Genomic DNA, 26,778 nt, shown 5'->3' on the forward strand with positions numbered 1-26,778 from the left:
GAGACTGCTATGCAACATATCATTGAAGGTTTCCTCAACTTCCAGAAAGACATTTTCCCCGAGCAGAAAGAACTTTTCCGTAGCCTCGCGTCAAGCCAGAATCCCAAAGCGCTGTTTATCTCCTGCTCCGACAGCCGCCTGGTGCCGGAACTGGTCACCCAGCAGGACCCGGGACAACTCTTCGTGATTCGTAACGCAGGCAACATTGTGCCTTCTTTCGGTCCTGAGCCTGGCGGCGTGTCTGCCACTATCGAATATGCCGTGGTGGCGCTGGGGGTGACGGATATCGTGATTTGCGGCCACTCTAACTGCGGCGCAATGAAAGCTATCGCTACCTGTCAGTGCCTTGACCCAATGCCTGCCGTGGCCCACTGGCTGCACTATTCTGATGCGGCGAAAGCCGTGGTCGAGAAGCGCACCTACGCCACTGAGGAAGAGCGTGTGAATGCGATGGTGCAGGAGAACGTGATTGCACAGCTGAATAACATCAAAACGCACCCGTGCGTGGCGGTGGGCCTGCGTAACAATGCGCTACGGCTGCACGGCTGGGTGTATGACATTGAAAGCGGTGTGATTAAGGCGCTGGAGAAAGACACGAAGGAGTTTGTTCTTCTGTCTGATAATCCTGAGGTTTACTTCGAGTAAGGCTGTTCACTGCGGGGCGACCGGAAAAAAGGTCGCCCCCTACAACTGTTTCAGTCAGCCCCTTAACGTTAACGGCTTAACTGATAATAATCCGCTTCTGACAGCGGTAATGGCGCTTTACCGCGAATGGCGTCAGAAATTTTCTCCGCAATCATCACTGTTGGCGCATTCAGGTTACCCGTGACAATCTGCGGCATAATCGATGCATCCACCACACGCAGGCTGTTCATGCCGTGTACGCGCCCTTCTGCATCCACTACCGCCATCGCATCGGTGCCCATCGCACAGCTACCACATGGGTGATAGGCGGTTTCCGCATGTTCACGGATAAACGCGTCGATCTCTTCATCGCTCTGCACGTTGATACCGGGCTGCAACTCTTCACCGCAGTATTCCGCCAGCGCAGGCTGACGCATAATCTCACGCGTCAGGCGCACCGCATTACGGAACTCCACCCAGTCACGCTCTTCCGACATATAGTTGAAGAAGATCGATGGTGCTGCATACGGGTGCTTTGATGTCAGCTTGATATGGCCACGGCTCATAGAGCGCATCGGCCCAACGTGTGCCTGGAAACCATGCTGTTTTACCGGGCTGCTGCCGTTGTAGTTAATCGCTACCGGGAGGAAGTGGTATTGCAGATCCGGCCAGTCTGGCTGATCATCACTGCGAATAAACCCGCCCGCTTCAAACTGGTTGCTGGCGCCCACGCCCGTGCCGTTGAACAGCCATTCGGCACCGATAGCCGGCTGGTTCCACCACTGCAATGCCGGATAAAGGCTGACCGGCTTCTTACAGCCATACTGCATGTAGACTTCCAGGTGATCCTGTAAGTTGCGCCCAACGCCTGGCAGAGCATGAACCACGTCAATATCCAGTTCACGCAGCCACTCTTCCGGGCCAACGCCAGAACGTTGCAGGATCTGTGGCGAATTGATAGCCCCGGCACACAGCAGCACTTCACGGCGGGCTTCTGCCTGTTCCGGCTTACCGTTGCGTAGCCAGGTCACCCCGGTCGCGGTTTTGCCGCTGAACAGAATACGATCGGTCTGAGCATGGGTGACAATCGTCAGGTTTGGACGCTGTTTTGCCACATCCAGATAGCCACGTGCGGTGCTGGAACGACGACCTTTGGCGGTCACGGTGCGGTCCATTGGGCCAAAACCGTCCTGGCGATAGCCGTTCAGATCGTCGGTTTCATGATGTCCCGCCTGCTGCGCGGCATCGATAAAGGCACGATAGAGCGGATTATTGCCTTGTTTCGGCGTGGTGACGCTGAGATAACCGTCGCCGCCGTGCCAGTCGTTCTCACCGATATCACGCTTTTCCGCACGACGGAAATACGGCAGGCAGTTCAGATAGGACCAGTTTTCCAGCCCTGGTTTGCTCGCCCAGTTGTCGTAATCCATGGCGTTACCACGGATGTAACACATGCCGTTGATCAGTGACGAACCGCCAAGACCTTTGCCGCGTCCGCACTCCATACGACGGTTATCCATATACGGCTCAGGATCGGTTACAAATGCCCAGTTGTAGCGTTTACCCTGCAACGGATAAGCCAAAGCGGCTGGCATTTGGGTACGGAAGTCCCAGCGGTGATCTTTGCCGCCTGCTTCCAGTAACAGTACCGATACGTCAGCATCCTCAGTTAAACGGGTCGCCAGCACGTTGCCTGCTGAACCCGCACCAATAATGATATAGTCAAATTTCTGCATTAAACCTCCGGAAATATTGCCGCGACGCGCACGCCGCGGCGAACAATCAGAATGCGGATGGATAGTCACCCATTTCGATCAGAATAGATTTGGTTCTGGTGTAGTGATGCAGCGTTTCCAGGCCATTTTCGCGCCCCACGCCGGACTGCTTATAGCCGCCAACAGGCATCGGCGCAGGTGACTCGCCCCAGCTGTTTACCCAGCAGATACCCGCTTCCAGCTGATGGATCACCCGATGTGCGCGATTCAGTGAGGTGGTAAACACCCCGGCAGCCAGACCGTACTCGGTATCGTTGGCGCGCTGGATCACTTCATCTTCGTCGTCAAAGGCCAGGATGCTCATGACCGGGCCGAAGATCTCTTCACGCACGATACGCATATCGTCGGTGCAGTCAGTAAAGACCGTTGGCTGCACATAACATCCTTTCGCCAGTGGGCCTTCGGTCATGCGTGAGCCACCTGCCAGCAGACGCGCACCTTCTTGTTTGCCGATCTCCAGATAAGAGACCACTTTCTGGCAATGCCCTTCGCTGACCAGCGGGCCAAAGTTCACCGCCGGGTCTGTCGGGTCACCGCAGTGGATCCCGGCCATTTTCTCTTGCAGACGTTTTTCAAAGGCAGGCAGCAGTGAACGCTGGACGAACACACGCGTGCCGTTGGTGCATACCTGGCCGCTACTGTAGAAGTTCGCCATCATCGCACCGTCGACCGCACGCTCCAGATCGGCATCTTCAAACACCACCAGCGGCGACTTCCCGCCCAGCTCCATGGTGACGGACTTCAGATTGGCCAGTGCAGCATCGGCCATCACGCGTTTACCGGTATTCACTTCACCCGTAAAGGACACTTTGGCAATCCCGGTGTGCTGGCTCAAACCCTGCCCCACGGCAGCAGCCCCCTGAACAACGTTGAATACGCCATCCGGCAGTCCGGCTTCGCTAAAGATTTTAGCCAGTTCGAGCACACTGAGAGGGGTGACTTCGCTTGGTTTGAAGATCATCGCGTTGCCCGTTGCCAGCGCCGGTGCGCTTTTCCACAGAGCAATCTGAATCGGGTAGTTCCAGGCACCAATCCCGGCGCAAACACCCAGCGGTTCACGGCGGGTATAGACCAGCGCCGTGTCGCGCAGTGGAATGGATTCGCCTTCTACAGCGACGGCCAGCCCGGCGTAATACTCCAGCACATCCGCACCGGTGACGATATCTACCGCAGAGGTTTCACTGATCGGTTTACCGGTATCGGCGGTTTCCAGTTCGGCCAGTTCCTGATTGCGTTCACGCAACAGGGCAACGGCTTTTAGCAAGACGCGGCTACGCTCAACCGGTGTATAGCTGCGCCAGATACGCTGGCCTGCTTGTGCAGAGGCAACAGCGTCATCAATATCCTGCTGACTGGCGGCGGTAATTTCGGCCAGGACATCGCCATTGGCAGGATTAATGGTGGTGAACAGTTCGCCATTGCCAGGAACTTCGCGTCCGTTGATGTATAAACCGCGGCGTTTCATATCGGCCATGTATCCTCCTGTCAGGGGGTGGGTGCGCTGTTCAGCCACAGCGCAAGATTTTGATAACAAAGCATGCGGGCCTGCTCCAGGCCCTGTTCCATCGGCTGAGGTGCCAGCGTCATGCGCAACCACACCCCATCAATCAGCGCCGCCAGGCTTGCGCCCGCAGCACGGGCCTGTTCTTCAGGCAGAACACGGCGGAAATGCGCCGTCAGGTTAGAATAAAGGCGACGATCGTTCATGCGTTGCAGGCGATGCAGATTGGGCTGATGCAGGCTGTCGGCCCAAAACACCAGCCAGGTTTTCAGCACCGGCGCGGCAATCTGCGTAACGTCAAAATTGCCATCGATAATAGCGCGGATCTGCGCGGCAGGATCGGGCTCGGCCTTCTGACGATGGTGCTCTAGTGCTACATAGAGGTCAGAGAGGATCTGGCGCATACAGGCGTCGAGCAGGCCGTTTTTGTCACCAAAATAGTGGCTGACAATCCCGGTGGAGACCCCGGCCTCTTTCGCTATTAATGCCAGACTGGCATCTGCCAGTCCAACCCGGTCAATCACTGTCAGCGTCGCGTTAATCAACTGCGCCTGACGAATCGCCTTCATTCCAATTTTTGGCATTGCTTCATCGGTTTTAGCTATCGAATGAGACTCATTGTAGATGTTTTATATTGAACGTTCAATCAATAAAAAACATTTGGAACTTATTAGTTCGTTTTCAATAAAAATTATCACACCTTCTGTGATTAAAATCACACAAAGGCACTATATCTGCTGTTCACTCTGCATTGATGTATCAATGCAGCCGCCAATGACTAAAAAATCCACAATAAACAGCTAATAACACTAACAAATTAGTTTATTTAAGCTTTTATTATCGTACAAGTCACTATCAGAACTATTGTCTAATTACGGAGTAAACACACAACAAACCAAAGCGTCATCCTCTAAAAAAATCAATCAAATAAGAATAAAATATCAATCAAACATCAAAACAACTCATTTAAGGCTGTTATTTCATCAACAGGCGATATTGAAATAACACTTGCCTCACGGCCTGCAATCGGCGAAATTATTCGGCGTTTTTCAATCTTATAACTATACGGTGAGCGCACGTCCCGCGTTACGCCGACTTATTTCCTGTCACGAAACAGGTTCAGAATTCAGAGGTACTCGTGTCAACTGCAAACAAGAAACCTGAGGCAGCAAGCCTCAACGCGTTCAAGCAACCCCGCTCGTTTTATCTGATTTTCTCCATCGAATTATGGGAGCGTTTCGGTTACTACGGCCTGCAAGGGATTATGGCTGTCTACCTGGTGAAAATGCTGGGGATGTCAGAAGCACAGTCTATTACCCTGTTCGCATCGTTCAGCGCCCTGGTGTATGGACTGGTGGCCGTTGGTGGATGGCTCGGTGATAAAGTTCTGGGAACGAAGCGCGTTATCGTGCTCGGGACGCTGGTGCTGGCGCTGGGCTACGCTCTCGTGGCCTGGTCAGGTCACGATGTTAGCCTGGTGTATATCGGCATGGCGACCATCGCCGTCGGTAATGGCCTGTTCAAAGCTAACCCTTCGTCTCTGCTGTCTACCTGTTATGAGAAAGATGATCCCCGCCTCGACGGTGCCTTCACCATGTATTACATGGCGATCAATATCGGCTCCTTCTTCTCTATGCTCGCCACGCCGTGGCTGGCCGCTGAATTCGGCTGGAGCACCGCATTTGCCCTGTCATTTGTCGGCATGTTGATCACCCTGGTGAACTTTATGTTCTTCCGCAAGTGGGTGAAAAATCACGGCTCCAAAGCTGACTTTGCCCCACTGAACATCCGCAAACTGTTGATGACCCTGGTGGGTATTGTGGTGATGATTACCCTGGCCACCTGGTTGCTCCATAACCAGGGCATTGCCCGCCTGGTGCTGGGCGTGATCGCGATCGGTATTGTGCTGGTGTTTGCTAAAGAAACCTTCGCACTGAAAGGCCATGCACGCCGCAAGATGATTGTTGCTTTCGTGCTGATGGTGCAGGCTATCGTCTTCTTCGTGCTGTATATGCAGATGCCAACCTCGCTGAACTTCTTCGCTATTCGTAACGTCGAACACACCATTTTGGGCATCACTTTCCAGCCAGAGCAGTTCCAGGCGCTGAATCCTTTCTGGATCATGATTTTCAGCCCGTTACTGGCCGCAATCTATAACAAGATGGGCGATCGCCTGCCGATGCCGCATAAGTTTGCGCTGGGCATGGTGCTGTGCTCGGCGGCCTTCCTGGTGTTGCCGCTGGGTGCTTCGCTGGCTAACGAACTGGGTATTGTTTCCGTCAACTGGCTGATCCTCAGCTACGCGATGCAAAGCGTAGGCGAACTGATGATCTCCGGCCTGGGCCTGGCAATGGTTGCACAGTTGGTTCCACAGCGTTTGATGGGCTTTATCATGGGTTCCTGGTTCCTGACTACGGCGGGTGCTGCGATGGTTGCCGGTAAAGTGGCCAACCTGATGGCGGTGCCAGAAAATATCACCGACCCGCTGCTGTCGCTGCACGTCTATGGTGACGTATTCCTGAAAATCGGTATCGTCACCGGGGTGATCGCTGTGCTGATGATGTTTACAGCGCCTCTGCTGAACCGCATGACTCAGGACGGGACCCCCGCTCCGCAGAAAGCGATTAGCTGATTACTCAGCGCATGATGAACAGGGCGACAGCGATGTCGCCCTTTTTTTATCCTTCGACCGCCCGCGTTGAACCGGCATATTCCCCCTCCGTCCCGGCAGCGGGTAATAACTGCCTGAGGCGAAGAATACGTTCCGGCTCAACCGTCCAGAAACGTTCCACCCGCCCTTCCTTCTGCGTGTCCCATAGGATCTCAGCCCGCCCCTGAATATGCAGTGCCGCACCCTGATGAAAATCCATGATCAGCAGCGCACAGCGCGGTTCCAGCATCAGGTTTCCCAGCGTGTTCATATAGCGATTACCGGAATAATCGGGGATAAGAAGCTTTCCCTGCCTGAGGGTAATAAACCCGGGCAGACCTCCCCGATGCGAAATATCCGCACCACCAACGCCATTCTGCCGTGGCGCATGGCTGGCAACAAAGAAGGTATCCGCAGCCGAAATCAAATAACGTGCATCGGCATCCAGGCAGTTAAGAGTGTCGATATGCAACGATCGTCGGGGATCCCGCACGGGCAATGCTCGTCGCTGGATATACTGCGGGCAGTTGCCAAAACTCTCCTGTACGTGCAGCCGCAACCGATCGTCGCTGCCGCCCTCAACCACCGCGTTGACCCGATTACGGCGACGATTAGAGAAGTCGATGCCGAGGCCACCCAATGCCATCCCGGCGTTCAAAGCAGGCAGATAAGGCACCGCATCGACGGCACTGCGCAGCAGGGAAAGGTGGCTCTCATCCGGTGTGGCAATAAATCCGGGAGCACCCTGAATCAGCGCGGCAAACGGATAACCGCTTTCATCCTGTACGGTAATATAAAACGTCTGCAAGCCCTGATAAAACAGACAGTGCTGTTCAGGCATCGATGGAAAAACGGCTGCTTTCACCTGCTGATAGCCAGCTTTTTGCTGCGCCTGCAACTCCCCCGGATGGAACATGATTACGCTTCCGCAGGTAAAGGCAGCGGTGGCAGCGCAATAAAGCCCGGCAACGCAACAACCTGCTGTAACCAGGCCTGAATGTTGGGATACGCATGCAGTCCGATATCCCCTTCCGGCGCACAGGCAACATAGGCATAACAGGCCAGATCGGCCAGCGTGGCTCGTTTCCCCACCAGCCACTGACGATCGCTAAGATGTGCTTCCATCTGAGGTAAAAATTTCTTTGCTACATACACTGCTGAGGCGTAGTTTTCCGGCGCGTTGAACTGCTTGATCAGACGCGCGGAGGCTACGCCATAGCGAATTTCTCCGGCGGCTTTTGCCAGCCACTGATGCACCTGCACTTCCTCCAGCAAATCAACCGGCAACCAGCCGCTGTTGGGGGCGTAACGCTTCACCAGCCAGATCAGAATGGCGTTACTGTCGCTGATCACCGTGTCACCATCCACCAAAACCGGCACCTGCCCGAGTGGGTTCAGCGCGCGATAAGCAGCACTTTGTCTGACCCCAGCGTCAGCTTCAACCTGGGTAGCAGAAAGCCCCAGCATGCTTAACAGCAAGCTGACGCGGTGAACGTGGCCGGACAGTACGGTGCCATATAACGTTAATGAACTCATGATGACCTCCTGTTTTTTAGTCAGCTTACTCTTGCTGAAAACGAGGTAAACAGGCAAAAATAGCAATTCATAATTTCGCCAGGTGGAATAATCATGGATAAGCTGGATGAACTGGCGGTGTTTGTCGCCGTGGTGCAGCAGGGTAGCCTTGCCGCAGCGGCACGGACTTTGCGGCGATCGCCTCCGGCTATAACACGCGCGCTGACAGCGCTGGAAAACCGTTTTGCCGTGAGTCTGATTGAACGAACCACCCGGCGCCTGTCACCCACGCCAGCCGGGCTGGCACTTTTTGAGCGAGCGAAAGGCGTGCTGGAGGATTATCAGCAGGCACTCAACGCCACCACGCGCAATCAGCTGAGTGGCCGGATCCGCCTGACGGCACCGGTCCAGTTCGGCCGCCAGCATATTGCGCCGCTGGTGCTGACGTTTCTCGATCTCTACCCCGATATCCAGATTGATCTGATGCTCAGTGATCGTTATCAGGACCTGATCGAACAGGGTCTGGATATGGCGGTACGCATCGGCCAGCTGCGGGACTCTTCACTGGTGGCGACGGAGGTGGGCCAGGTGCAACGCATGCTGGTTGCCAGCCCTGATTACCTCAACCTGCACGGCACGCCGCTGGCGCCCGTTATGCTGGCCGATCATCACCTTATCGCCAGTGCGGCACTCACCACTCAAAGGGAGTGGCGCTTCGGCTCTGAGGCGCAACAGGAGAGAGTGCGCATCATGCCAAGACTGACCGTCAATGAAGTTGAGACCCAGCTGATTGCTGCCAGGGCCGGTAAAGGGATCGCCCGCCTGCTCTCATATCAGGTCTATGATGACCTGCAACGAGGCACACTCATGGAAGTTCTTCCCGATTTTCGCCCTCCATCCATTCCGGTGCAGCTGGTTGCCCAGAATGTAAAATATATGCCGGCAAAAGTGCGCGCATTCTGGGATCTGGCCCGAACATCCCTGCCTGAACTGGGCAGTTTACGCCAGCAGTGGTTGCCACAGGTTAATTAATCGGCAAAAAATGCACCCTTGTCCGTCCGTTGACACTGACTTTTATGTGCTGCGGCAGTAAGCTGAAGGCGTCGTCATCATTCAATGAAAGGAGCAAGCAATGAAGCTGTTCTGTAAACCCGGGGCCTGTTCACTGTCACCCCATATTGTGCTGCGCGAATCCGGCCTTGATTTCACGCTGGTCACCGTGGATACCAAAACGAAGAAGACGGAACAGGGAGAAGACTATCTGCGAATCAATCCGAAAGGACAGGTTCCGGCGTTGCAACTTAATGACGGGTCGGTCCTGACGGAAGGCGTGGCGATTGTGCAGTATCTTGCCGACCTTAAACCTGACCGCCAACTGCTGGCCCCGCCGGGTAGCCTGACGCGCTACCATACGCTGGAATGGCTTAATTACATTGCCACTGAACTTCATAAAGGATTCAGCCCGCTGTTTCGCCCAACCACCCCGGAAGAATTCAAGACGTTGTCCCGGGAACTGCTGGAGCAGAAATTCCAGTACGTGAATACCGAATTGAAAGAGAAACAGTGGCTGATGGGACTGCATTTCACCGTCGCAGATGCCTATCTGTTTACCGTGACGCGCTGGGCTCATGCGTTAAAGTTGAACCTGAGTGGCCTGGATGCGTTAAACGACTGGTTTGAACGGGTGGCTGCGCGCCCTGATGTGATCGCTGCGCTGAAAGCTGAAGGGTTGAACTAATAATGGCGGGCAGGCCGCAAGGTCTGCCCGGAATAACAATGGCAGGTCAGAGTTTTTCTGCCGAGAAATGTTGCTGCGGTTCAGCAATCGCCTGCTGTGCCGCAACCAGCTGTAGCTCATACTCACCCATCTGATGGGTTTTCAGCATCACTTCATACACAGCCGCCGTGACATGCTCCAGCGCCTGCTGTAGCGACTGTCCATGCAGCAGATCCACCAGCAGTAATCCGCTGGTCAGGTCACCGACACCCACCGGCTGGCGCACGCCAAAGTCAATCAGCGGACGGGCAATATGCCAGGCTTCATCTGCCGTGACCAGCAGCATTTCGAAACGATCGCTGCGGTAACCCGCACGTGCAAGATGCTTGACCAGCACAACTTTTGGCCCTTTAGCGATCAGCTCACGCGCTGTCGCAACCGCCTGCTCCACATCAGCCACCGGATGGCCGCTGAGTATTTCCAGCTCCAGCAAATTGGGCGCAATAATGTCGCTGGCCGGTAATAAAATCTGAGTGTGAAACTCAGCGACACCCGGTGCCACAATGCAGCCCTTTTCCGGGTGACCCATTACTGGATCACAGAAATACCAGGCTTCAGGGTTTGCCGCTTTAACCATGCGCACAATCTCAAGAATGGCCTCACCCTGCTCGGCAGAACCGAGATAGCCACTTAACACAGCGTGACAGGTCTTCAGACGATCAATTTCCCCAATACCCCGGGCAATCTCGGTCAGATGGCTGGCCGGCATGACCGTACCTGCCCAGTGACCATACTGAGTATGGTTGGAAAACTGAACGGTATTGAGTGGCCAAACGTTTGCGCCCAGGCGGCGCATAGGAAATTCTGCTGCACTGTTTCCGGCGTGACCAAAAACAGTATGGGACTGGATGGAGAGAATATTTTTCATCGCGCGACTCTGACCTTTCTTGCCTAAAAAAAGCCGGCATTGCCGGCTTCAGTACGGAACGAACCCGCTTATTATTTCCAGCTGATTAAGCTGTAGTTCTTTTTACCGCGACGCAGCAGGGTGTATTTGCCGAACAGGCGATCGGCATCCACAAAGGCATATTCTGCTTCGGTTTGCAGCGCACCGTTGATGCTGATGGATTTCGCATCAATCAGTTTACGTGCCTGACCGCGTGACGGGGCCAGTTCAGTATTGACCAGCGCCTGTTGCAGATCCTGACCGTTTTCCAGCTCCACGCCAGGCATACCGTCCTGCGCCAGCTGTGCCAGATCCTGCTCGGTCAGTTCGCTCAACGCACCGGAGAACAGACTTTGGGTAATGCGCTGCGCGGCCACCAGACCCTCCTCGCCGTGTACCAGTTTAGTCACCCGTTCGGCCAGAACATATTGAGCACGCGGGGCTTTACCGCTGTTCTTGTCTTCGTCTTCCAGCGCGTTGATTTCATCAATGCTCAGGAAAGTGAAGAACTTCAGGAAGCGATAAACGTCCGCGTCTGCGGTATTAATCCAGAACTGGTAGAACTTGTAAGGACTGGTTTTCTTCGCATCGAGCCACACTGCGCCACCTTCGGTTTTACCGAATTTGGTGCCGTCAGATTTGGTGATCAGCGGAACGGTCAAACCAAACACCTGGTTCTGATGCATACGACGCGTCAGGTCGATACCGGAGGTGATGTTCCCCCACTGGTCAGAACCCCCAATCTGCAACGCTACGCCGTGGCGTTCGTTCAGACAGGCGAAGTCGTAACCCTGCAACAGGTTGTAAGAAAACTCGGTGAAAGAGATCCCCTGGTCGTCACGGTTCAGACGCTGCTTGACCGCTTCCTTGTTAATCATCTGGTTTACAGAGAAGTGCTTGCCAATATCACGCAGGAAGGTCAGCACGTTCATGCTGCCAAACCAGTCATAGTTGTTAGCCGCAATCGCGCTGTTGTCGCCGCAGTTGAAATCAAGGAAAGGGGCAACCTGATGACGGATTTTATCGACCCATTCATTCACGGTATCACTGGTGTTCAGCTTACGCTCGGCTGCTTTAAAGCTCGGGTCGCCGATCAGGCCAGTTGCGCCACCGACTAAAGCCACTGGCTTGTGTCCGGCATCCTGAAAACGTTTCAGGCAGAGCAACGGCACCAGATGCCCCAAGTGCAAGCTGTCGGCAGTCGGGTCGAAGCCGCAATAGAGTGCGATTGGCCCCTGCGCCAGTCGTTCTGCTAACGCATCTTCATCCGTTACCTGGGCGACAAGGCCCCGCTCTTGCAATTGTTTGATCAGGTTACTGCTGGCCATCTAAGACTCCATGTAAAAAAAGTCTGCACCTAAGCTGGTACACAGCTTTCCGCTGAAACGCGGAGAGAGAAAAATAAGGGATATAGAATAATGGGCCGGACCGCTGCGATCCACCCATTCACGGCATTATTTCGTATTTTAAGGTGCCAGACGGTCGATTTTCCACGCGTCATCTTCACGCTGGTAGAAAAAACGGTCATGCAGACGATGAGCGCCGCCCTGCCAGAACTCCATGGAATCAATTTTGACCCGATACCCGCCCCAGAAACTCGGCAAGGGAATTTCTCCCTGCTGGAATTTCTGCTTTAGTTCGAGGAACTTGCCTTCGAGGATGCCACGGGCAGAGATACGGCTGGACTGCTTCGATACCCAGGCACCGAGTTGACTGTCACGTGGGCGGCTGTGGAAATACTTCAAGACCTCAAGCGTGGACAGGCGCTCAACACTGCCCAGCACCATGACCTGACGCTCCAGCATATGCCAGGGAAACAGCAGGCTGATACGTGGGTTATTATCCAGCTGCTGCGCCTTACGGCTGCCCAGATTGGTGTAAAACACCATGCCGCGCTCATCAAAATGCTTCAACAGGACAATACGTTGATAAGGTTGCCCATGTTCATCAACCGTAGCAACACTCATGGCCGTCGGGTCCGGCAACTGTGCTTCAACCGCCTGGTTAAGCCAGTGTTCGAATAAGGTTAACGGGTTAGCAGGAAGATCCTTGCGGCGCAGGCCGCCACGCGTGTATTCGCGCCGCAGATGGGCAATTTGTTGCAGATGGTCGCTGTCGGTCATCGCTCTGGCTTCTGATAGGTAGGGATAAGGCATTGTGCGCCGCACCCTACAATAGTTCAATGGGTTAACTGGCTGGCTGCTGTAGCTGACAGTCGTTAATGATAATCTTGTCATTGCGCTCAATGAATGCACTGTCACCCTTCGACCAGAAAGCGTAATGCTCATCGCCGTAACGGGTTCCGGACGCCGCAGGCTGCTGCTTCAGCACCAACGGTTGACCGTCGAGGATCAGGCTCACTTCACTTTTACTGTTATCCAGTTTGACCGTTAACGGCAGCGTGCCGCAGGTATAATGCAATGTTTTGACCTGTTCCTGAGAGCCGGTCTGAAAATAGCTGCATCCTGACAATGCCACCAGCATGCCGGCGATATACCACTTCTTCATTGTTTATTCCTTGTGAGCTACGTGACGTTTACTTAGGCTAAAACGTCTTTTCGGGTGATGCAATCAGCGAACCGGACGATTTGCCGGGAATATTGCCCCGATCACGCTGGCCTCGCGCGCACCGGTCACCGACGGTAAATTGCCCGGTAACCCACTCAAGGTACACCATGCCAGCCAGGCGAAAGCCAGCGCTTCCATATCATCGCCACTGATCCCTGCCTGGTCGGTACTCATCACTTCCGTCCCGGCTAACTGCGCCGCCAGACGCGACATTAATAGTGGATTATGACCACCGCCGCCGCACACTAACAGTCTGTCACAACCTCCGCTGAGCAAAACTTGCTGCGCGATCGTGGTCGCCGTCAGCTCCACCAGCGTTGCCTGTACATCCTGGGCGAGCAAACCAGGGAAGGATGACAACTGCTGCTCCAGCCAGCTCAGATTGAAATATTCGCGGCCCGTACTTTTTGGCGCACTCAGTGCAAAATAGGGATCGCTCAGCATCTGTTGCAGCAACGGCCAGGCTACGTTCCCCCCGGCACCCCAGACACCGTCTTTATCATAAGGTTTACCCTGCTGCCGCCAGACCCAGGCATCCAGCAGCATATTGCCAGGCCCGGTATCAAAACCTCGCAACGCCTGCCCAGGCAACAGCAAGGACAAATTCGCAATTCCCCCGATGTTCAGTACCATTCGGCGCTCGGTGGGGTGCATCAATACCGCGTGGTGGAAAGCCGGAACCAGCGGTGCGCCCTGCCCGCCCAGTGCCATATCGCGCCGACGGAAGTCACCCACCACGGTGATCCCCGTCGCTGCCGCTATCTGATTATTATCACCAATTTGTAGGGTGTTCGGGGCATCACCCTGTGGCTCATGCCACACTGTCTGGCCGTGGCAGCCAATGGCGGTAATGTCGTCCGCGCACAATCCCTGCTGTTTGAGTAGCGCCAGTACCGCATCGGCAAACAACCGTCCTAAACGGGTATCCAGTTGCCCCAACTGCGACAACGTTAATGACTGCCCCTGGCAGATTGCCAGGATCTGCTGGCGTAACGCCTGCGGGATCGGGTGACTATAGCTGGCCTGCTGTGCCACGATATGTCCATCAATCACCGCCATCACCACGTCAACGCCGTCCAGGCTGGTGCCAGACATAACGCCAATAAATCGACCTGATTTCATGCCTTCGCCTTATCCCGTCTGCGGGTATGAGTTTCATTGCGCCAGCCTGGCAAAATTAGCGCGTCAATTCTATGATTTAATGATCTTTTATTCACGTTGTTAACTGTGCCACATTTTATTGTCGTGATTGAATCCACGTTTAAGCGCCCCAGGTTATCTTTCTGCGTTGCTTTTACAAACTAATAGTGAGAAAGGCGCGGCTTGTACCTTATAATAGTGTTATTGACCGCTGCCCAATGTCTCGCAGCACCTGCTACACATAGGAGTTTTAATGATGACGATGCGTTTATTAATCGTGGCACTTGCCGGGATAACGCTGGCTGGCTGTGTAAATGATAATACTCTGTCCGGTGATGTTTACAGCGCCTCTGAAGTTAAACAGCCCCAGTCTGTGACCTACGGTACGCTGGTGTCTGTTCGCCCGGTGCAAATCCAGGGTGGCGATGACAGCAACGTTATCGGGGCCATTGGCGGTGCCGTGCTGGGTGGTTTACTCGGCAACACAGTAGGTGGTGGTACGGGGCGTAACCTGGCAACCGCAGCCGGTGCCGTAGCCGGTGGTGTTGCAGGCCAGGGTGTTCAGGGATCGCTGAACAAAAGCCAGGGTGTTGAACTGGAAATCCGCAAAGATGATGGCGACACCATTATCGTGGTCCAGAAGCAGGCAGCAAGCCGTTACTCTCCTGGTCAGCGCGTAGCAATGGCCTCAAACGGTCGCCAGGTCACTGTTTCCCCACGCTAAGGTGTCATTAGCACATAAAAAAACCGGCTTCTTATGCCGGTTTTTTTTATTCGTCTCGTCCCTGAAGCTCAAGAATATTCCTTTCCAGTCTGGCAATCAGCGTCACCATTTTTTCGATTTCGGGCTGAGAAATTCCGGCCAGAATATCATCACGCGTCGCATCAATCACATGCTCAACCTGAGTAATAATCGGCTCTGCCTGTGCCGTCAGGCTGATACGCTTAGCCCGGCGATCATTCGCACAGGTGCTGCGCGTAATTAATCCTTTTTCTTCCAACTGGTCGAGAGTACGGACCAAAGAAGGTTGCTCAATACCAATGGCTTTTGCCAACTGAATTTGTGACTGTTCAGGTGGTAGCTGATGAATGTTGTGTAACGTCACCCAATGGGTTTGCGTCAGCTGCAACGGTTTCAATCGTTGATCAATCAGCGCACGCCAGATGCGCACTAATCTTGACAGGTCAGTTCCCAGAGTCGTATTCAATTTCTACCTCTTATAATTAGCTTGCTAGCTATCAAGCATGATTTTAGACTATTCTGCGAGTTTACAAGGCAAAACACAAATCCATCATAATCAGATAGGCGCATTGAGTTATCCTCACCAACAATTCACTGAACATAGGGATTTTGTGTGTGATTACATCACTATTACCTGCTGCCAGCCCCATCACCGAACTGGTGTTCGGGGACTCACTTTTTTTTCCGCCGCTTTTTAAAGTCGTCCTGCTCGGTTTTTTCTTATGGCTGCTACTTCATCCGTTGCTGCGTGACTGGATGTACTCAGGCGAAATCTGGCACCCCACTCTGTTCGATCTCTCCCTGTTTATTCTCTGCATCGCCGCCTCTCTTGGGTTGTTAATCATCGGGTAACGTTATGAAGCTAAATTCTTTAAAGTACTTTTCCACACTGTTTTTTTTCGCTGCGGCATTCTGTGCCGGTTGGTGGATGTGGAATTACTATATGCAGTCACCCTGGACACGAGATGGCAAAATCAGAGCAGAACTGGTCAGCATTACTCCACAGGTCTCCGGGCGCATTGTTGAGCTGGATGTCGAAGATAACCAGTTTGTAACCAAAGGAACCCGCTTATTTACCCTTGATGACGAGCCCTTTCGTATTGCCGTATTAAATGCAGAAGCCCAGCTGGCGAAGGCGCAGTCGGACCTGGTCAAGGCACAGCATGAGGCGCACCGACGTCAAAACCTTCCGCGTAATGTTATTTCAGAAGAAGATCTTGATGTCGCTAATCTCAACGTAAAGGCAATGGATGCAAGCTTTAAGGCTGCTCAGGCTGAGTTAGACCGTGCGCGCTGGAACCTGTCGCAGACAGTGGTTTTTGCCCCCACCGATGGCTGGATCAACAATCTGGAAACCCGTGTAGGCAACTACGCCAGCACCGGCTCACCGCTGTTTGTGCTGGTAGACAGTCATTCGTTTTACGTGATGGGTTATTTTGAAGAAACCAAACTGCGCCATATCCGCACAGGTGCCCAGGCGAATATCATCTTGTACAGCAACAACCAGCCACTCACTGGCGTGGTACAAAGTATTGGCCGGGCGATCTACGACCAGAGTGTCGAATCTGACAGCGGCCTGGTGCCGGATATCAAACCGAACGTTCCCTGGGTCCGGCTGGCCCAGCGTGTGCCAGTGCGTTTCCGCCTGACTCATCTTCCGTCCTCCGTCTCACTGGTCGCCGGGACCACCTGCACTATTTCTGTCCAGCCATGAGTCGTCTGAATTTGAGCTGGCTGCAATGGCAGCAGTTGCCGTGGATCAAAGCCACCGCCGCACAATGGCGCTATGCCCTGCGTAATTCCATCTCCATGTGTCTGGCGTTGAGTATCGCTTACGCCCTTCAGTTAGATGAACCATACTGGGCGATGACGTCAGCGGCGGTGGTAAGTTTTCCGACCGTTGGCGGGGTAATCAGTAAAAGTCTGGGCCGCATTGCAGGCAGCATGCTGGGGGCGACGGCAGCCCTGATGATCGCCGGTCATACGCTGGACGAACCCTGGCTTTTTGCCGTGAGTATCGCGAGCTGGCTGGCGTTGTGTACCTGGGTATCAAACCATTATCAAAATAATGTGGCTTATGCCTTTTCACTGGCGGGTTACACCGCAGCCATCATCGCCTTTAGCGGTGTCAATGTGGTTGAGATCGACAGTATATGGACCATTGCACAGGCTCGCGTGTGCGAGGTCATTTCCGGGATACTGTGTGGCGCGCTGATGATGATGATCCTGCCCAGCACCTCGGATGGAGAAACGTTAATCCATTCCCTGAAAGAGATGCACAGCAAACTGCTCGACCATGCAATGGTGATGATAAATAAAGAGGACACCAGCACGATACGCCAGGCGCACGAAAATGTGATTGGCGAGATCCTGACGATGAATCTGCTGCGCATACAGGCATTCTGGAGCCATTACCGCTTTCGCCGTCAAAACAATGTGCTGAACTATGTTTTGCATCAGCAACTGCGCCTGACCAGCACTCTCTCCAGCCTTCACCGGATGTTGTTGAACTGGGATAATCCACCAGAAAACCTGTTTGGAACATTGCACCAGCTACTGGAAGCGATGACACGTGGTGAAACGGATAAATATCACCTGGCGCAGATACTGTACCGCGCCGCCCCGAAGGACACGACGGATTACCAACACCGGGCCTTCTGGGAACAGTTGCGTTACTTCTGCTGGCTGTATCTGAATATCTCACGCTGGTTACGCCAGTTCGAACGAGCAGATAACCATACGGATCTCACCCCTCCGGTTGTGCCGTCACTGGCACGCGAGGCAGATGGGGCTGAAGCCAGCTGGAATGCGCTGCGGACCTTCAGCGTCATTTTGTTTGGAACCAGTTTCTGGATCACCACTCAGTGGGATGCCGGTAGCTCAGCACTGACGCTGGCGGCCATCAGTTGCGTGCTTTATTCCTCCTCTGCATCCCCGGTCAGCAGTGCCTCATTATTACTAAAAACACTGGTGCTGCTGTCACTCTTCAGCTTTGTCATGAAATTTGCCTTCATGATCCAGGTGACCGTAATGTGGCAGTTTCTTATCGTACTCTTCCCCCTGCTGATCACCATGCAACTGTTTAAATTACAGCAGAAAAAACGGGCGGCACTTTGGGGTCAACTGATTGTTTTTATGGGGTCTTTCCTGGCAGTCACCAATCCTCCCACTTATGATTTTCCGGGCTTTATCAATGATAACCTGGCCAAAGTCTGTGGCGTGGCCCTGGTCTGGCTGGCCTTCAGTATTTTGCATCCCAGTTCAGATAAACGCCGCAGCAGGCGTCATATCCGTGCGTTACGCGGTGAGTTTGTCGACCAGTTAGGAAGACACCCGCGCCGGAGTCAGAACAGTTTTGAGTCGCTGGTTTATCACCGCATCAACCAACTTAAAAACAGTCGCGATGATCAGGCACATCTGTGGTTGATGCGCTGGGGCGTGGTATTGCTCAACTGTTCGCATATTGCCTGGACTCTGCGCAACTGGAGAACCCACTCGCCTGCGTTAGCCACTATACGCGACGCCGTGCTGCACGATTTGCAATCGATTATCAGTGAACGCGGGATACACCATATGTCGCTGAACGATACGCTGAAAACACTGCAACAGCGTATCGAAATACTGAGTGATACTCCGGAAGACCAGGGCATCGATCTGGCTGGGATCATCTGGCGTTTATACTGTTCACTCTCACGATTGCAAACGACAAAAACGTGATGTCGCCCGTCATACCCTGGAGATAGTCGTATTTTTTGAAGCCTGATCTGAAAGGATCATATCTCTTCTATAAATAACGGGAATGCAGATTACGGCACATCAAAACCCAGTGCGGCTTTGCGAATGCGGAACCACTGCTGACGAGTCAGTGTGATGTTAACCGCTTTCGCTGCCGCACTGACTCGCTCAATTTTACCACTTCCGATAATCGGCAGTGGTTTAGAAGGGAGTTGCAGAATCCAGGCGTAGATCAGCTGCTCAATATTCTCTGCACCAGTCTCTTGCTGGATCAGTAACAGTTCATCACGCAGCGGCTGGTACTCAGGGGCAGTGAACATCGTTCCGCCCGCAAGGCATGACCAGGCCATCGGTCTCACGCGCATCTGCTGACACTGATCCAGCGTACCATCCAACAACAGGGGCTGATGCACAGGGGAAATTTCAACCTGGTTCGTGACCAGAGTAAATGGCAGCCGTGACTGTAACAGCGAGTATTGTGCCGAGGTAAAGTTAGAAACACCGAAATGTTTTACTTTTCCGCTTTGATGAAGCTGCTGAAACGCACTGGCAACCTCATCAGCGTCCATCAATGGATCGGGACGGTGGATCAATAACAGATCAAGGTAGTCCGTGTTGAAATAACGCAGTGAATTCTCAGCACTATTAATGATGTGCGAAGCATCCGTGACATAGTGCCCCAGCGAGTTCTCTGGGTTTGCCGTAGTGGCGATACCGCATTTCGTGACCAACTCCAGACGTTGACGCAAAGCGGGTTGCAGGCGCAGTGCCTTGCCAAACTCTGCTTCACACTGGTAGCCGCCATAAATATCAGCGTGGTCAACCGTGCTGATACCGCATTCCAGATGTTGCTCAATAAATTGCACCAGTTGCTGAGAGGTCATTCCCCACTCCATCAACCGCCAGTATCCCATCACCAGAGGTGAAAATGACGGTCCCTGTGGGGCGATCTGTACGCGTTGTAGCATCTTATTCTTACTCCCGTTGATGAAATAGCTGACCCGGATAATACGCCATCAGGTTATCGCTACAACAGGACCGGATCAAACTCCGGGTCAAAACAATGTTGGCTGCTCTGGCTCATCCGGAATGTCTGGATTTCCCCCACGACGCTGGCGCTGGAAACGCAGCCGACACAAACGCAGAACTTCACGTTTCTGTGCATCGTTATAGGCCATCCAGTTGAACCGTTCTTCACGGCTACGCAGGCAGCCACGGCAGTAACCGCGTTCGTTAACCTGACAGATCCCCCGACAGGGACTGGGTACCGGGAAAAACTCTAATTGTTCTGCCACCGCCCCTCCTGGTGAGTTCGCTCTTTCTTTATTGAAGACGGCTCATCCCATGTCTGCAAGTACGACACGGTGATTTTTACTAAAATAGTCACGTAACGCACGTAAAGCCTGCTGGCTCTTCTCCGGTAAAACGCGTTCCAGCGTGAGTGCGGTCAGTTTTAGCGAGCTGGCGCGCCACTCAGGCAACAGCACCATTAATTGCCCGCTGTGTAGCTCCTCCTGGATCTCCTGTAACGGCTGCAATGACAGCCCCATACCTGCGACGGTAAACGCACGCATCACGTTCATGCTGTCGCTGACCACCTGCCCCTCGGCCAGACGCAGCGTCAACGCCCCTTCTCTCGGGTGATGAAAATCAATATGGCGATGTGTACGGTGGCCGTGTATCCAGCGATGAGTTGAGAGCGCCTGCGGCGTTTCCGGCACACCATAACGGCTGAGATAGGCAGGTGCTGCACAGATGACCATCGGCCATTCTGCCAGTGGATGGGCAATAATATTGGCATCACTTAACTGACGGCTAAAGCGCAGTGCAATATCAATCCGATGCTCAATCATATCCAGTACATTATCGGTGGCAATAATGCGGAGCTTCAGCCCCGGGTTCTGCTGCAACAACGGTGATAACGCACTGCATAGCGGCTGACCGCCGATCCCGACCGTGGCGCTGATGCGTAACTCTCCGCTCAGGGTGTCGCGCATTTCCGCGAGGCGTTTTTCCGCTTCCAGCGCGTGATTAAGCATGGCCTCACAGCCCGGATAGAATGCCGCGCCCGCCTCAGAAAGCGTGAGTTTTCGGGTCGAACGATGCAGTAATGGAACACCAACCGCCTGCTCAAGCGCCCGCAAATGCTGGCTCACTGCCGAAGGTGACATACCCAGTCGACGTGCAGCAGCGGCCAGAGAACCTTCGCTGACCACCGTTGCAAACACCGCCATACGGTTAAGTTTTTCCATTATTCGTAAGTACCACTTCATTATAAAAGCTGAAATATGCCACTTATCATCCTGTCTGTTAAGCAGTAAAGTTGAATCCACACTTACAGAGGAATGAATAAATGAACATTACCATTATTGGCGCAACCGGTTTTGTCGGCCCTGATGTTGTAAAAGAAGCGCTGGCGCGTGGGCATCAGGTTACTGCTGTATCCCGTTCTGGAAAAAATCTGCCTTCTGACCCTCTGTTGACTGTGGCGACAGGTGATATTCATGACAGCACCTGGTTGAGTGACGTTCTGAAAGGTCAGGATGCAGTGATCAGCGCCTATAATCCAGGTTGGGCAGAAAGCGACCTGTTTGAAAAATTCACCCGTGGCAGCCAGCAAATCCTGCAAGCTGTAAAAAGCAGCGGTGTGAAGCGCGTGCTGGTGGTGGGTGGCGCAGGCAGCCTGGAAGTGGCTCCGGGCGTGGAGCTGGTGGATACTGAAGCTTTCCCGGCCAATATCAAACCGGGTGCGCTCGGCGCACGCGCGTTGCGCAACCAGCTTCAGGCTGAAGAGCAGGCGCTGGAGTGGACTTACCTTTCACCCGCCGCATTTCTCGAACCCGGACCGCGTACTGCTCAGTTCCGTCTTGGCACCACCTCACTACTGATGGACGGAGACAAACCTGCATCTGTGAGCGTTGCTGATCTGGCCGTCGCGATCCTGGATGAAATCGAACATCCGCAGCATATTCGCCAGCAGTTTACCGTTGCTTACTAATGTTTTGGCCCGCTTCTGGCGGGCTATCTCAATGTTTAATCAAGGTTAAGGTTTATCTAAGGTTTTCCAGCTACTGTTATTTCAGATTATTCTGTTACTGGACGACCATGAAACGCCTGAACAAGTTACGTTGTAATGAAATTACTTTTAACGTTTGCGCTGCGTTGTTTTTCGCGCTGATACTCAACAGTCTTTTCCTGCTGCGTGCATGGAAAACGATCCCTTATCAAGGTCTGCATGATTATCTCTATGCAGCCACCCTTCCCATCGTGCTTTTTTGCGCTTTTTTGCTGATTTTTAACGTCATTGCGCTGCCGTGGTTACGTAAGCCTGTATTGGCTATACTGATCGTTGCCAGTGCCGCGGCTAACTACTTTATGTTCAGTTTCGGTACGGTCATTGATACCAACATGATCCAGAACGTATTTGAGACAGACCTGCAGGAAGCGACCTCTCTGTTCAGCATGAAGTATCTCCTTTGGATGCTGCTGCTGGGCGTGCTCCCCCTGGTCATCATTTTCCTCACCCGAATCGAAAACAACCGCCCGTGGTGGATGGCTATCGTCTGGCGCGTGGTGACGTCTCTGGGTGCCATTTTAGTGGTGCTTCTGGTGGCGGCGCTGTTCTATAAAGATTACGCCTCGATGATCCGCAATAATAAAGGGCTGGTGAAAATGATCACGCCAGCCAATGTGGTCAGCAGCATTGGGCACTACGCCAATAATCGCTGGTTTGCCGGGGATCAGACGCTGGTGAAAATAGGTCAGGATGCCCGTAAAGGCACGCTATTGGCCGGTGAGCAGAAGAAGACGCTGGTGATTTTTGTACTGGGAGAAACCGCTCGGGCTGAAAACTTCTCACTCGGAGGTTATACCCGAGAGACCAATCCGAAACTGAAGCGCGACAATGTCATCTACTATCGCAACGCCACTTCCTGCGGCACCGAAACCGCCATCTCTGTGCCCTGCATGTTTTCCAATATGCCGCGCCAGCAGTATGACGCGGCGCTTGCACGCCATCAGGAAGGGCTGCTGGATGTGATGGCACATGCCGGGATTAACGTGCTGTGGCGCGAAAATGACGGTGGCTGCAAAGGTGCCTGCAATCGCGTTCCCCATACGGATATGACCCAATGGAAGGTCAGTGCATTATGCAAAAGTGATTACTGTCTTGATGACGTGCTGCTGCATCGCCTCAATAACTATATTGATAGCGTGAAGGATGACACGGTGATTGTCCTGCATCAGATGGGTAGCCACGGTCCTGCTTACTATCTACGTTATCCGGACACGATGCGCCAGTTTACGCCGACCTGTGACAGTAACCAGATTCAGGACTGTGACCATCAGGCGCTGATCAATACCTACGACAACTCCATTCTCTATACTGACAGTATGCTGCACAACACGATTAATCTGCTGAAGTCGTACAGTGATAAATACAACGTAGCGATGGTGTATCTCTCCGATCATGGAGAGTCACTGGGGGAACACGGAATGTATCTGCACGGCACGCCTTACGTCTTTGCACCGAGCCAGCAGACGCATATTCCGTTTTTACTCTGGATGTCGCCGGACTATGCCACGGCATTCGGCATTGATCAGCAATGCCTGCAACAACAGGCACAGACGGATGATGTCTCTCAGGACAACATTTTCCATACCCTGCTGGGCATGATGAATGTGCAGACCCGTGAGTACCAGCCTTCTCTGGATATGATCCGATCGTGTCGTAAAAGCCGCTAAGGGTTGAAACCGACCGTTCGGTCTAGTACCCTACTGCGATGAATAAAACGACCCGCTTTGACACACGTGAACATCTGCTCGATACCGGTGAACTGCTCTGCCTTCAGCGCGGCTTCAACGGTATGGGCCTGATCGAGCTGCTGAAACAGGCAGAAGTGCCAAAAGGGTCGTTCTACCACTACTTTCCTTCAAAAGAAGTGTTCGGCGTTGCGATGCTTGAACGCTACTTCGCCCGCTACCACCAACGTCTTCAGGATTATCTTGACGACCATCAGGATGATTCCCGCCAGCGCGTGCTCGACTATTATCATCAGTCGCTCGCTTACTGTCAGGAAAGCAGTTTTGCAGGGTGTCTGTCGGTGAAATTATCCGCCGAAGTCTGCGATCTGTCTGAGGCCATGCGCAGTGCGCTGCATGCGGGATCGTCCGCGTTGATGGACACCCTCAAGGCAGCACTGGATAAAGCACAACAACAGGGAACACTGCATGCAGACGTGAACTGTGCGTCCTGTGCGCAAACCCTGTACACACTGTGGCTGGGCGCCAGTCTGCAAAGTAAAATCTGCCGTGATAACGCACCGTTACTGAATGCATGGCAGGAAATGACGCGAATATTGCGTAAAGATTAAAAAAACAACCCACACTAGTCGACCGGTCTACCAGGAGTAAGTTATGAAATTGAACACGCTGTTTACCCCGCTGAAAACCGGTGCTATCACCGTGCCGAACCGCATTTTTATGGCGCCGCTGACGCGCCTGCGTAGCATTGAACCCGGCGATATCCCAACCCCGCTGATGGGTGAGTATTACCGTCAGCGCGCAACCGCCGGGCTGATTATTACTGAAGCCACACAGATCAGTTTCCAGGCGAAAGGTTATGCTGGCGCACCGGGATTACATTCGTCAGAGCAGATCGGCGCGTGGAAGTCGATTAACGCGGGGATTCACCAGGATGGCGGCCACAGCGCCGTACAGCTTTGGCACACCGGACGTATTTCTCATGCCAGCCTGCAGCCGGAAAGCAAGGCTCCTGTCTCTGCCTCTGCTATTAATGCCGAAACCCGCACCTCCCTGCGTGATGCAGAGGGGAAGCCAGTACGTGAAACCACTTCCACTCCACGCGCATTAGCAACGGCAGAAGTTGCGGGTATCGTCGGTGACTTCCGTCAGGCTGTGATTAATGCCCGTGAGGCCGACTTTGACCTGGTTGAACTGCATGCCGCGCACGGCTACCTGATTCACCAGTTCCTCTCCCCGGCATCCAACCAGCGTGATGACCAGTACGGTGGCAGCATCGAAAATCGTACCCGTTTTGCACTGGAAGTGGTGGATGCAGCCATTGCTGGCTGGAGCGCCGATCGCATTGGTATCCGTATCTCTCCGCTGGGGCCTTTCAACGGTCTGGATAACGGCGAAGATCAGGAAGAAGCGGCCCTGTACTTTATTGCCGAACTGGCAAAACGCCAGCTGGCCTACCTGCACATTTCCGAACCTGACTGGGCCGGTGGCAAGCCGTATACCAGCGAATTCCGTCAGGCGATCCGTGCTGTCTATCCTGGTGTGATTGTCGGCGCTGGCGGTTACACGGCAGAAAAAGCCGAAGCCCTTATCGGACAAGGTCTGATTGATGCCGTTGCCTTTGGCCGTAGCTACATTGCTAACCCGGATTTGGTTGCGCGCCTGCAAAACGATGCTCCTCTGAACGAACCTAAACCAGAGACGTTCTATGGCGGCGGTGCGGAAGGTTATACCGACTATCCATTTCTCGGTTAATGGCCACAAGGGTTCGCACCCGAGGGCATAATCGTTATACTGGTTTTTTTACGTCATCCACCGATGACGCCGATAAAAGAGGATGTTATGCGTTTACTTCACACCATGCTGCGCGTTGGCGATCTGCAACGCTCCGTTGATTTTTATACCAAAGTGCTGGGCATGCGCCTGCTGCGCACCAGTGAAAATACCGAATATAAATACACCCTCGCGTTTGTCGGCTACACCGAAGAGAGCGAAGGTGCTGTCATTGAGCTGACCTACAACTGGGGCGTGGATAAATACGACCTGGGGAATGCTTATGGGCACATTGCACTGGGCGTGGATGATGTCGCCGCGACCTGCGATCGTATCCGCAACGATGGCGGGAACGTGACGCGTGAAGCTGGCCCGGTAAAAGGCGGCACCACAGTGATCGCGTTTGTTGAAGACCCCGATGGCTATAAAATTGAGCTGATCGAGAACAAACAAGCGGGTAATGGCCTCGGCCACTAAGTATTTCGGGTGCCTTTTAGGCACCCATTTCCCCTCCCTGCTGCATCCCCCGACAAAATTTGCCATAATGCGCGCTGCCTTTTTTCTCCTGTGAGATGCCGATGTCTGAATCGAATGAACTGAATACCCTTAGCAGCCGTTTTCGCGGTTTTTATCCAGTTGTTATTGATGTTGAAACTGCCGGTTTTGATGCCAAAACTAACGCATTATTGGAAATCGCAGCGGTAACGCTAAAGATGAATGACGATGGCTGGCTGGAGAAGGATGAGACGATCCATTTTCACGTAGAGCCTTTTGTTGGTTCAGTTCTGCAACCTGAAGCTCTGGCATTTAACGGCATCGACCCGGAAAACCCGCTGCGCGGTGCCGTCAGTGAACATGAAGCGCTGCATGCTATTTTCAAACTGGTGCGCAAGGGCATTAAGGAAAGTGGCTGCAGCCGCGCGATTATGGTGGCACACAATGCCACATTCGATTTGAACTTCATGAATGCGGCTTCCGAACGCGCCAGCCTGAAGCGCAACCCTTTCCACCCGTTCGTGACCTTTGATACTGCGGCACTCAGCGGACTGGTGCTGGGACAAACCGTTCTGGCGAAGGCCTGTACCGCGGCTGGAATGCCCTTTGATAACGCCCAGGCACACTCCGCACTGTACGATACCGTGCAAACAGCCGATCTGTTCTGCGAACTGGTAAACCGCTGGAAGCGCCTGGGAGGCTGGCCGCTGCCGGTTGATGCAGGAAGTGACGACAGCGAAGAATAAAAGCAGCTGCTGTAAGCGCGAAAAAAAACCGGACCTTTCTGAACTGAACCCCAAAACCTGGACGGTTTAGTTAACAAGTCGCCTGATACT

28 protein-coding genes are annotated in these 26,778 nt (G+C 53.5%); 14 read left to right on the top strand and 14 right to left on the bottom strand.

The window, feature by feature from the left end; translation table 11 throughout:
- Positions 1 to 9 precede the first annotated feature (9 nt).
- A complete protein-coding gene (locus tag ACFL9S_RS22670) occupies positions 10 to 645 on the top strand; it encodes a carbonic anhydrase (protein WP_405264128.1) in 636 nt (211 codons plus the stop codon).
- A 68-nt stretch (positions 646 to 713) separates the two neighbouring features.
- On the opposite strand, the gene betA is transcribed toward ACFL9S_RS22670, so the two are convergent.
- From betA to betI, 3 genes are read right to left on the bottom strand one after another with little or no spacing between them, the layout of a single operon-like run.
- Positions 714 to 2,360, bottom strand: coding sequence for a choline dehydrogenase (gene betA, locus ACFL9S_RS22675; protein WP_405264129.1), 1,647 nt, complete (start codon positions 2,358 to 2,360; stop codon positions 714 to 716).
- A gap of 46 nt (positions 2,361 to 2,406) precedes the next feature.
- The gene (gene betB, locus ACFL9S_RS22680) at positions 2,407 to 3,864 is read right to left on the bottom strand and encodes a betaine-aldehyde dehydrogenase (RefSeq protein WP_405264155.1); all 1,458 of its coding nucleotides are present in this window, start codon (positions 3,862 to 3,864) and stop codon (positions 2,407 to 2,409) included.
- Positions 3,865 to 3,884: 20 nt separating this feature from the next.
- Positions 3,885 to 4,484 (bottom strand): transcriptional regulator BetI, encoded by a 600-nt coding sequence (gene betI, locus ACFL9S_RS22685; protein ID WP_405264131.1) that lies wholly within the window; start codon positions 4,482 to 4,484, stop codon positions 3,885 to 3,887.
- Between the two features lie 554 nt (positions 4,485 to 5,038).
- On the opposite strand from betI, the gene dtpA reads away from it, so the two are divergent.
- Complete coding sequence (gene dtpA / locus ACFL9S_RS22690) at positions 5,039 to 6,532, top strand: dipeptide/tripeptide permease DtpA (RefSeq protein ID WP_405264132.1); 1,494 nt, start codon at positions 5,039 to 5,041, stop codon at positions 6,530 to 6,532.
- Between the two features lie 46 nt (positions 6,533 to 6,578).
- Here dtpA and ACFL9S_RS22695 read toward each other — a convergent pair whose 3' ends face one another.
- Complete coding sequence (locus ACFL9S_RS22695) at positions 6,579 to 7,466, bottom strand: pyridoxamine 5'-phosphate oxidase family protein (RefSeq protein ID WP_405264133.1); 888 nt, start codon at positions 7,464 to 7,466, stop codon at positions 6,579 to 6,581.
- A 2-nt stretch (positions 7,467 to 7,468) separates the two neighbouring features.
- A complete protein-coding gene (locus ACFL9S_RS22700; protein WP_405264134.1) occupies positions 7,469 to 8,086 on the bottom strand; it encodes a glutathione S-transferase in 618 nt (205 codons plus the stop codon).
- Between the two features lie 93 nt (positions 8,087 to 8,179).
- On the opposite strand from ACFL9S_RS22700, the gene ACFL9S_RS22705 reads away from it, so the two are divergent.
- Together ACFL9S_RS22705 and gstA are read left to right on the top strand one after the other, a co-directional pair.
- Positions 8,180 to 9,097 (top strand): LysR family transcriptional regulator, encoded by a 918-nt coding sequence (locus ACFL9S_RS22705; RefSeq protein ID WP_405264135.1) that lies wholly within the window; start codon positions 8,180 to 8,182, stop codon positions 9,095 to 9,097.
- Positions 9,098 to 9,197: 100 nt separating this feature from the next.
- Positions 9,198 to 9,803: a glutathione transferase GstA gene (gstA, locus tag ACFL9S_RS22710; protein WP_405264137.1), complete on the top strand. Its 606-nt coding sequence runs from the start codon at positions 9,198 to 9,200 to the stop codon at positions 9,801 to 9,803.
- A gap of 46 nt (positions 9,804 to 9,849) precedes the next feature.
- Here the strand turns inward: gstA and pdxY are convergent, their stop codons facing one another.
- The 5 genes from pdxY to anmK form a co-directional block, all read right to left on the bottom strand.
- Positions 9,850 to 10,710, bottom strand: a complete 861-nt coding sequence (pdxY, locus tag ACFL9S_RS22715; RefSeq protein WP_405264138.1) for a pyridoxal kinase PdxY — start codon at positions 10,708 to 10,710, stop codon at positions 9,850 to 9,852.
- A 71-nt stretch (positions 10,711 to 10,781) separates the two neighbouring features.
- Complete coding sequence (tyrS, locus tag ACFL9S_RS22720) at positions 10,782 to 12,056, bottom strand: tyrosine--tRNA ligase (protein ID WP_405264139.1); 1,275 nt, start codon at positions 12,054 to 12,056, stop codon at positions 10,782 to 10,784.
- 138 nt (positions 12,057 to 12,194) lie between these two features.
- Positions 12,195 to 12,851, bottom strand: a complete 657-nt coding sequence (pdxH, locus tag ACFL9S_RS22725; protein WP_405264156.1) for a pyridoxamine 5'-phosphate oxidase — start codon at positions 12,849 to 12,851, stop codon at positions 12,195 to 12,197.
- A 64-nt stretch (positions 12,852 to 12,915) separates the two neighbouring features.
- On the bottom strand, positions 12,916 to 13,236 hold the full coding sequence (locus ACFL9S_RS22730; RefSeq protein WP_405264140.1) for an MliC family protein: 321 nt from the start codon (positions 13,234 to 13,236) through the stop codon (positions 12,916 to 12,918).
- A 63-nt stretch (positions 13,237 to 13,299) separates the two neighbouring features.
- Entirely contained in the window at positions 13,300 to 14,418 is a 1,119-nt protein-coding gene (gene anmK, locus ACFL9S_RS22735; protein ID WP_405264141.1) for an anhydro-N-acetylmuramic acid kinase, read from the bottom strand.
- A gap of 274 nt (positions 14,419 to 14,692) precedes the next feature.
- Here anmK and ACFL9S_RS22740 point away from each other — a divergent pair, with 274 nt between their 5' ends.
- Complete coding sequence (locus ACFL9S_RS22740) at positions 14,693 to 15,160, top strand: glycine zipper 2TM domain-containing protein (protein WP_405264157.1); 468 nt, start codon at positions 14,693 to 14,695, stop codon at positions 15,158 to 15,160.
- A 46-nt stretch (positions 15,161 to 15,206) separates the two neighbouring features.
- On the opposite strand, the gene slyA is transcribed toward ACFL9S_RS22740, so the two are convergent.
- The gene (gene slyA, locus ACFL9S_RS22745; protein ID WP_405264142.1) at positions 15,207 to 15,644 is read right to left on the bottom strand and encodes a transcriptional regulator SlyA; all 438 of its coding nucleotides are present in this window, start codon (positions 15,642 to 15,644) and stop codon (positions 15,207 to 15,209) included.
- A 149-nt stretch (positions 15,645 to 15,793) separates the two neighbouring features.
- Here slyA and ACFL9S_RS22750 point away from each other — a divergent pair, with 149 nt between their 5' ends.
- Genes ACFL9S_RS22750 through ACFL9S_RS22760 form a run of 3 tightly spaced genes read left to right on the top strand, consistent with a single transcriptional unit; the run spans position 15,794 to position 18,895 of the window.
- Positions 15,794 to 16,030, top strand: coding sequence for a DUF1656 domain-containing protein (locus ACFL9S_RS22750; RefSeq protein ID WP_405264143.1), 237 nt, complete (start codon positions 15,794 to 15,796; stop codon positions 16,028 to 16,030).
- A 4-nt stretch (positions 16,031 to 16,034) separates the two neighbouring features.
- The gene (locus ACFL9S_RS22755; RefSeq protein WP_405264144.1) at positions 16,035 to 16,892 is read left to right on the top strand and encodes an efflux RND transporter periplasmic adaptor subunit; all 858 of its coding nucleotides are present in this window, start codon (positions 16,035 to 16,037) and stop codon (positions 16,890 to 16,892) included.
- A 5-nt stretch (positions 16,893 to 16,897) separates the two neighbouring features.
- Complete coding sequence (locus tag ACFL9S_RS22760; protein ID WP_405264158.1) at positions 16,898 to 18,895, top strand: FUSC family protein; 1,998 nt, start codon at positions 16,898 to 16,900, stop codon at positions 18,893 to 18,895.
- An 89-nt stretch (positions 18,896 to 18,984) separates the two neighbouring features.
- On the opposite strand, the gene ACFL9S_RS22765 is transcribed toward ACFL9S_RS22760, so the two are convergent.
- From ACFL9S_RS22765 to ACFL9S_RS22775, 3 genes are all read right to left on the bottom strand, one after another.
- Positions 18,985 to 19,881: an aldo/keto reductase family oxidoreductase gene (locus ACFL9S_RS22765; protein WP_405264145.1), complete on the bottom strand. Its 897-nt coding sequence runs from the start codon at positions 19,879 to 19,881 to the stop codon at positions 18,985 to 18,987.
- Positions 19,882 to 19,968: 87 nt separating this feature from the next.
- Positions 19,969 to 20,208 (bottom strand): DUF1289 domain-containing protein, encoded by a 240-nt coding sequence (locus ACFL9S_RS22770; protein ID WP_405264146.1) that lies wholly within the window; start codon positions 20,206 to 20,208, stop codon positions 19,969 to 19,971.
- A gap of 42 nt (positions 20,209 to 20,250) precedes the next feature.
- Positions 20,251 to 21,165 carry a LysR substrate-binding domain-containing protein gene (locus ACFL9S_RS22775; protein WP_405264147.1) on the bottom strand — a complete coding sequence of 305 codons (915 nt, stop codon included), beginning with the start codon at positions 21,163 to 21,165 and terminating at the stop codon, positions 20,251 to 20,253.
- A gap of 101 nt (positions 21,166 to 21,266) precedes the next feature.
- On the opposite strand from ACFL9S_RS22775, the gene ACFL9S_RS22780 reads away from it, so the two are divergent.
- The 6 genes from ACFL9S_RS22780 (at position 21,267) to rnt (ending at position 26,688) form a co-directional block, all read left to right on the top strand.
- On the top strand, positions 21,267 to 21,911 hold the full coding sequence (locus tag ACFL9S_RS22780; RefSeq protein WP_405264148.1) for an NAD(P)-dependent oxidoreductase: 645 nt from the start codon (positions 21,267 to 21,269) through the stop codon (positions 21,909 to 21,911).
- Positions 21,912 to 22,018: 107 nt separating this feature from the next.
- Entirely contained in the window at positions 22,019 to 23,656 is a 1,638-nt protein-coding gene (gene eptA / locus ACFL9S_RS22785) for a phosphoethanolamine transferase EptA (RefSeq protein ID WP_405264149.1), read from the top strand.
- A gap of 38 nt (positions 23,657 to 23,694) precedes the next feature.
- Positions 23,695 to 24,285, top strand: a complete 591-nt coding sequence (locus ACFL9S_RS22790; RefSeq protein WP_405264150.1) for a TetR/AcrR family transcriptional regulator — start codon at positions 23,695 to 23,697, stop codon at positions 24,283 to 24,285.
- 43 nt (positions 24,286 to 24,328) lie between these two features.
- The gene (locus ACFL9S_RS22795) at positions 24,329 to 25,429 is read left to right on the top strand and encodes an alkene reductase (RefSeq protein WP_405264151.1); all 1,101 of its coding nucleotides are present in this window, start codon (positions 24,329 to 24,331) and stop codon (positions 25,427 to 25,429) included.
- Between the two features lie 87 nt (positions 25,430 to 25,516).
- A complete protein-coding gene (gene gloA / locus ACFL9S_RS22800) occupies positions 25,517 to 25,924 on the top strand; it encodes a lactoylglutathione lyase (RefSeq protein WP_133845248.1) in 408 nt (135 codons plus the stop codon).
- Positions 25,925 to 26,019: 95 nt separating this feature from the next.
- Entirely contained in the window at positions 26,020 to 26,688 is a 669-nt protein-coding gene (rnt, locus tag ACFL9S_RS22805) for a ribonuclease T (protein ID WP_405264152.1), read from the top strand.
- The last annotated feature ends 90 nt before the right edge of the window (positions 26,689 to 26,778 follow it).

Origin of the sequence: Erwinia sp. AnSW2-5, assembly GCF_045107195.1 — a bacterium.
Classification (GTDB): Bacteria; Pseudomonadota; Gammaproteobacteria; order Enterobacterales; family Enterobacteriaceae; genus Erwinia.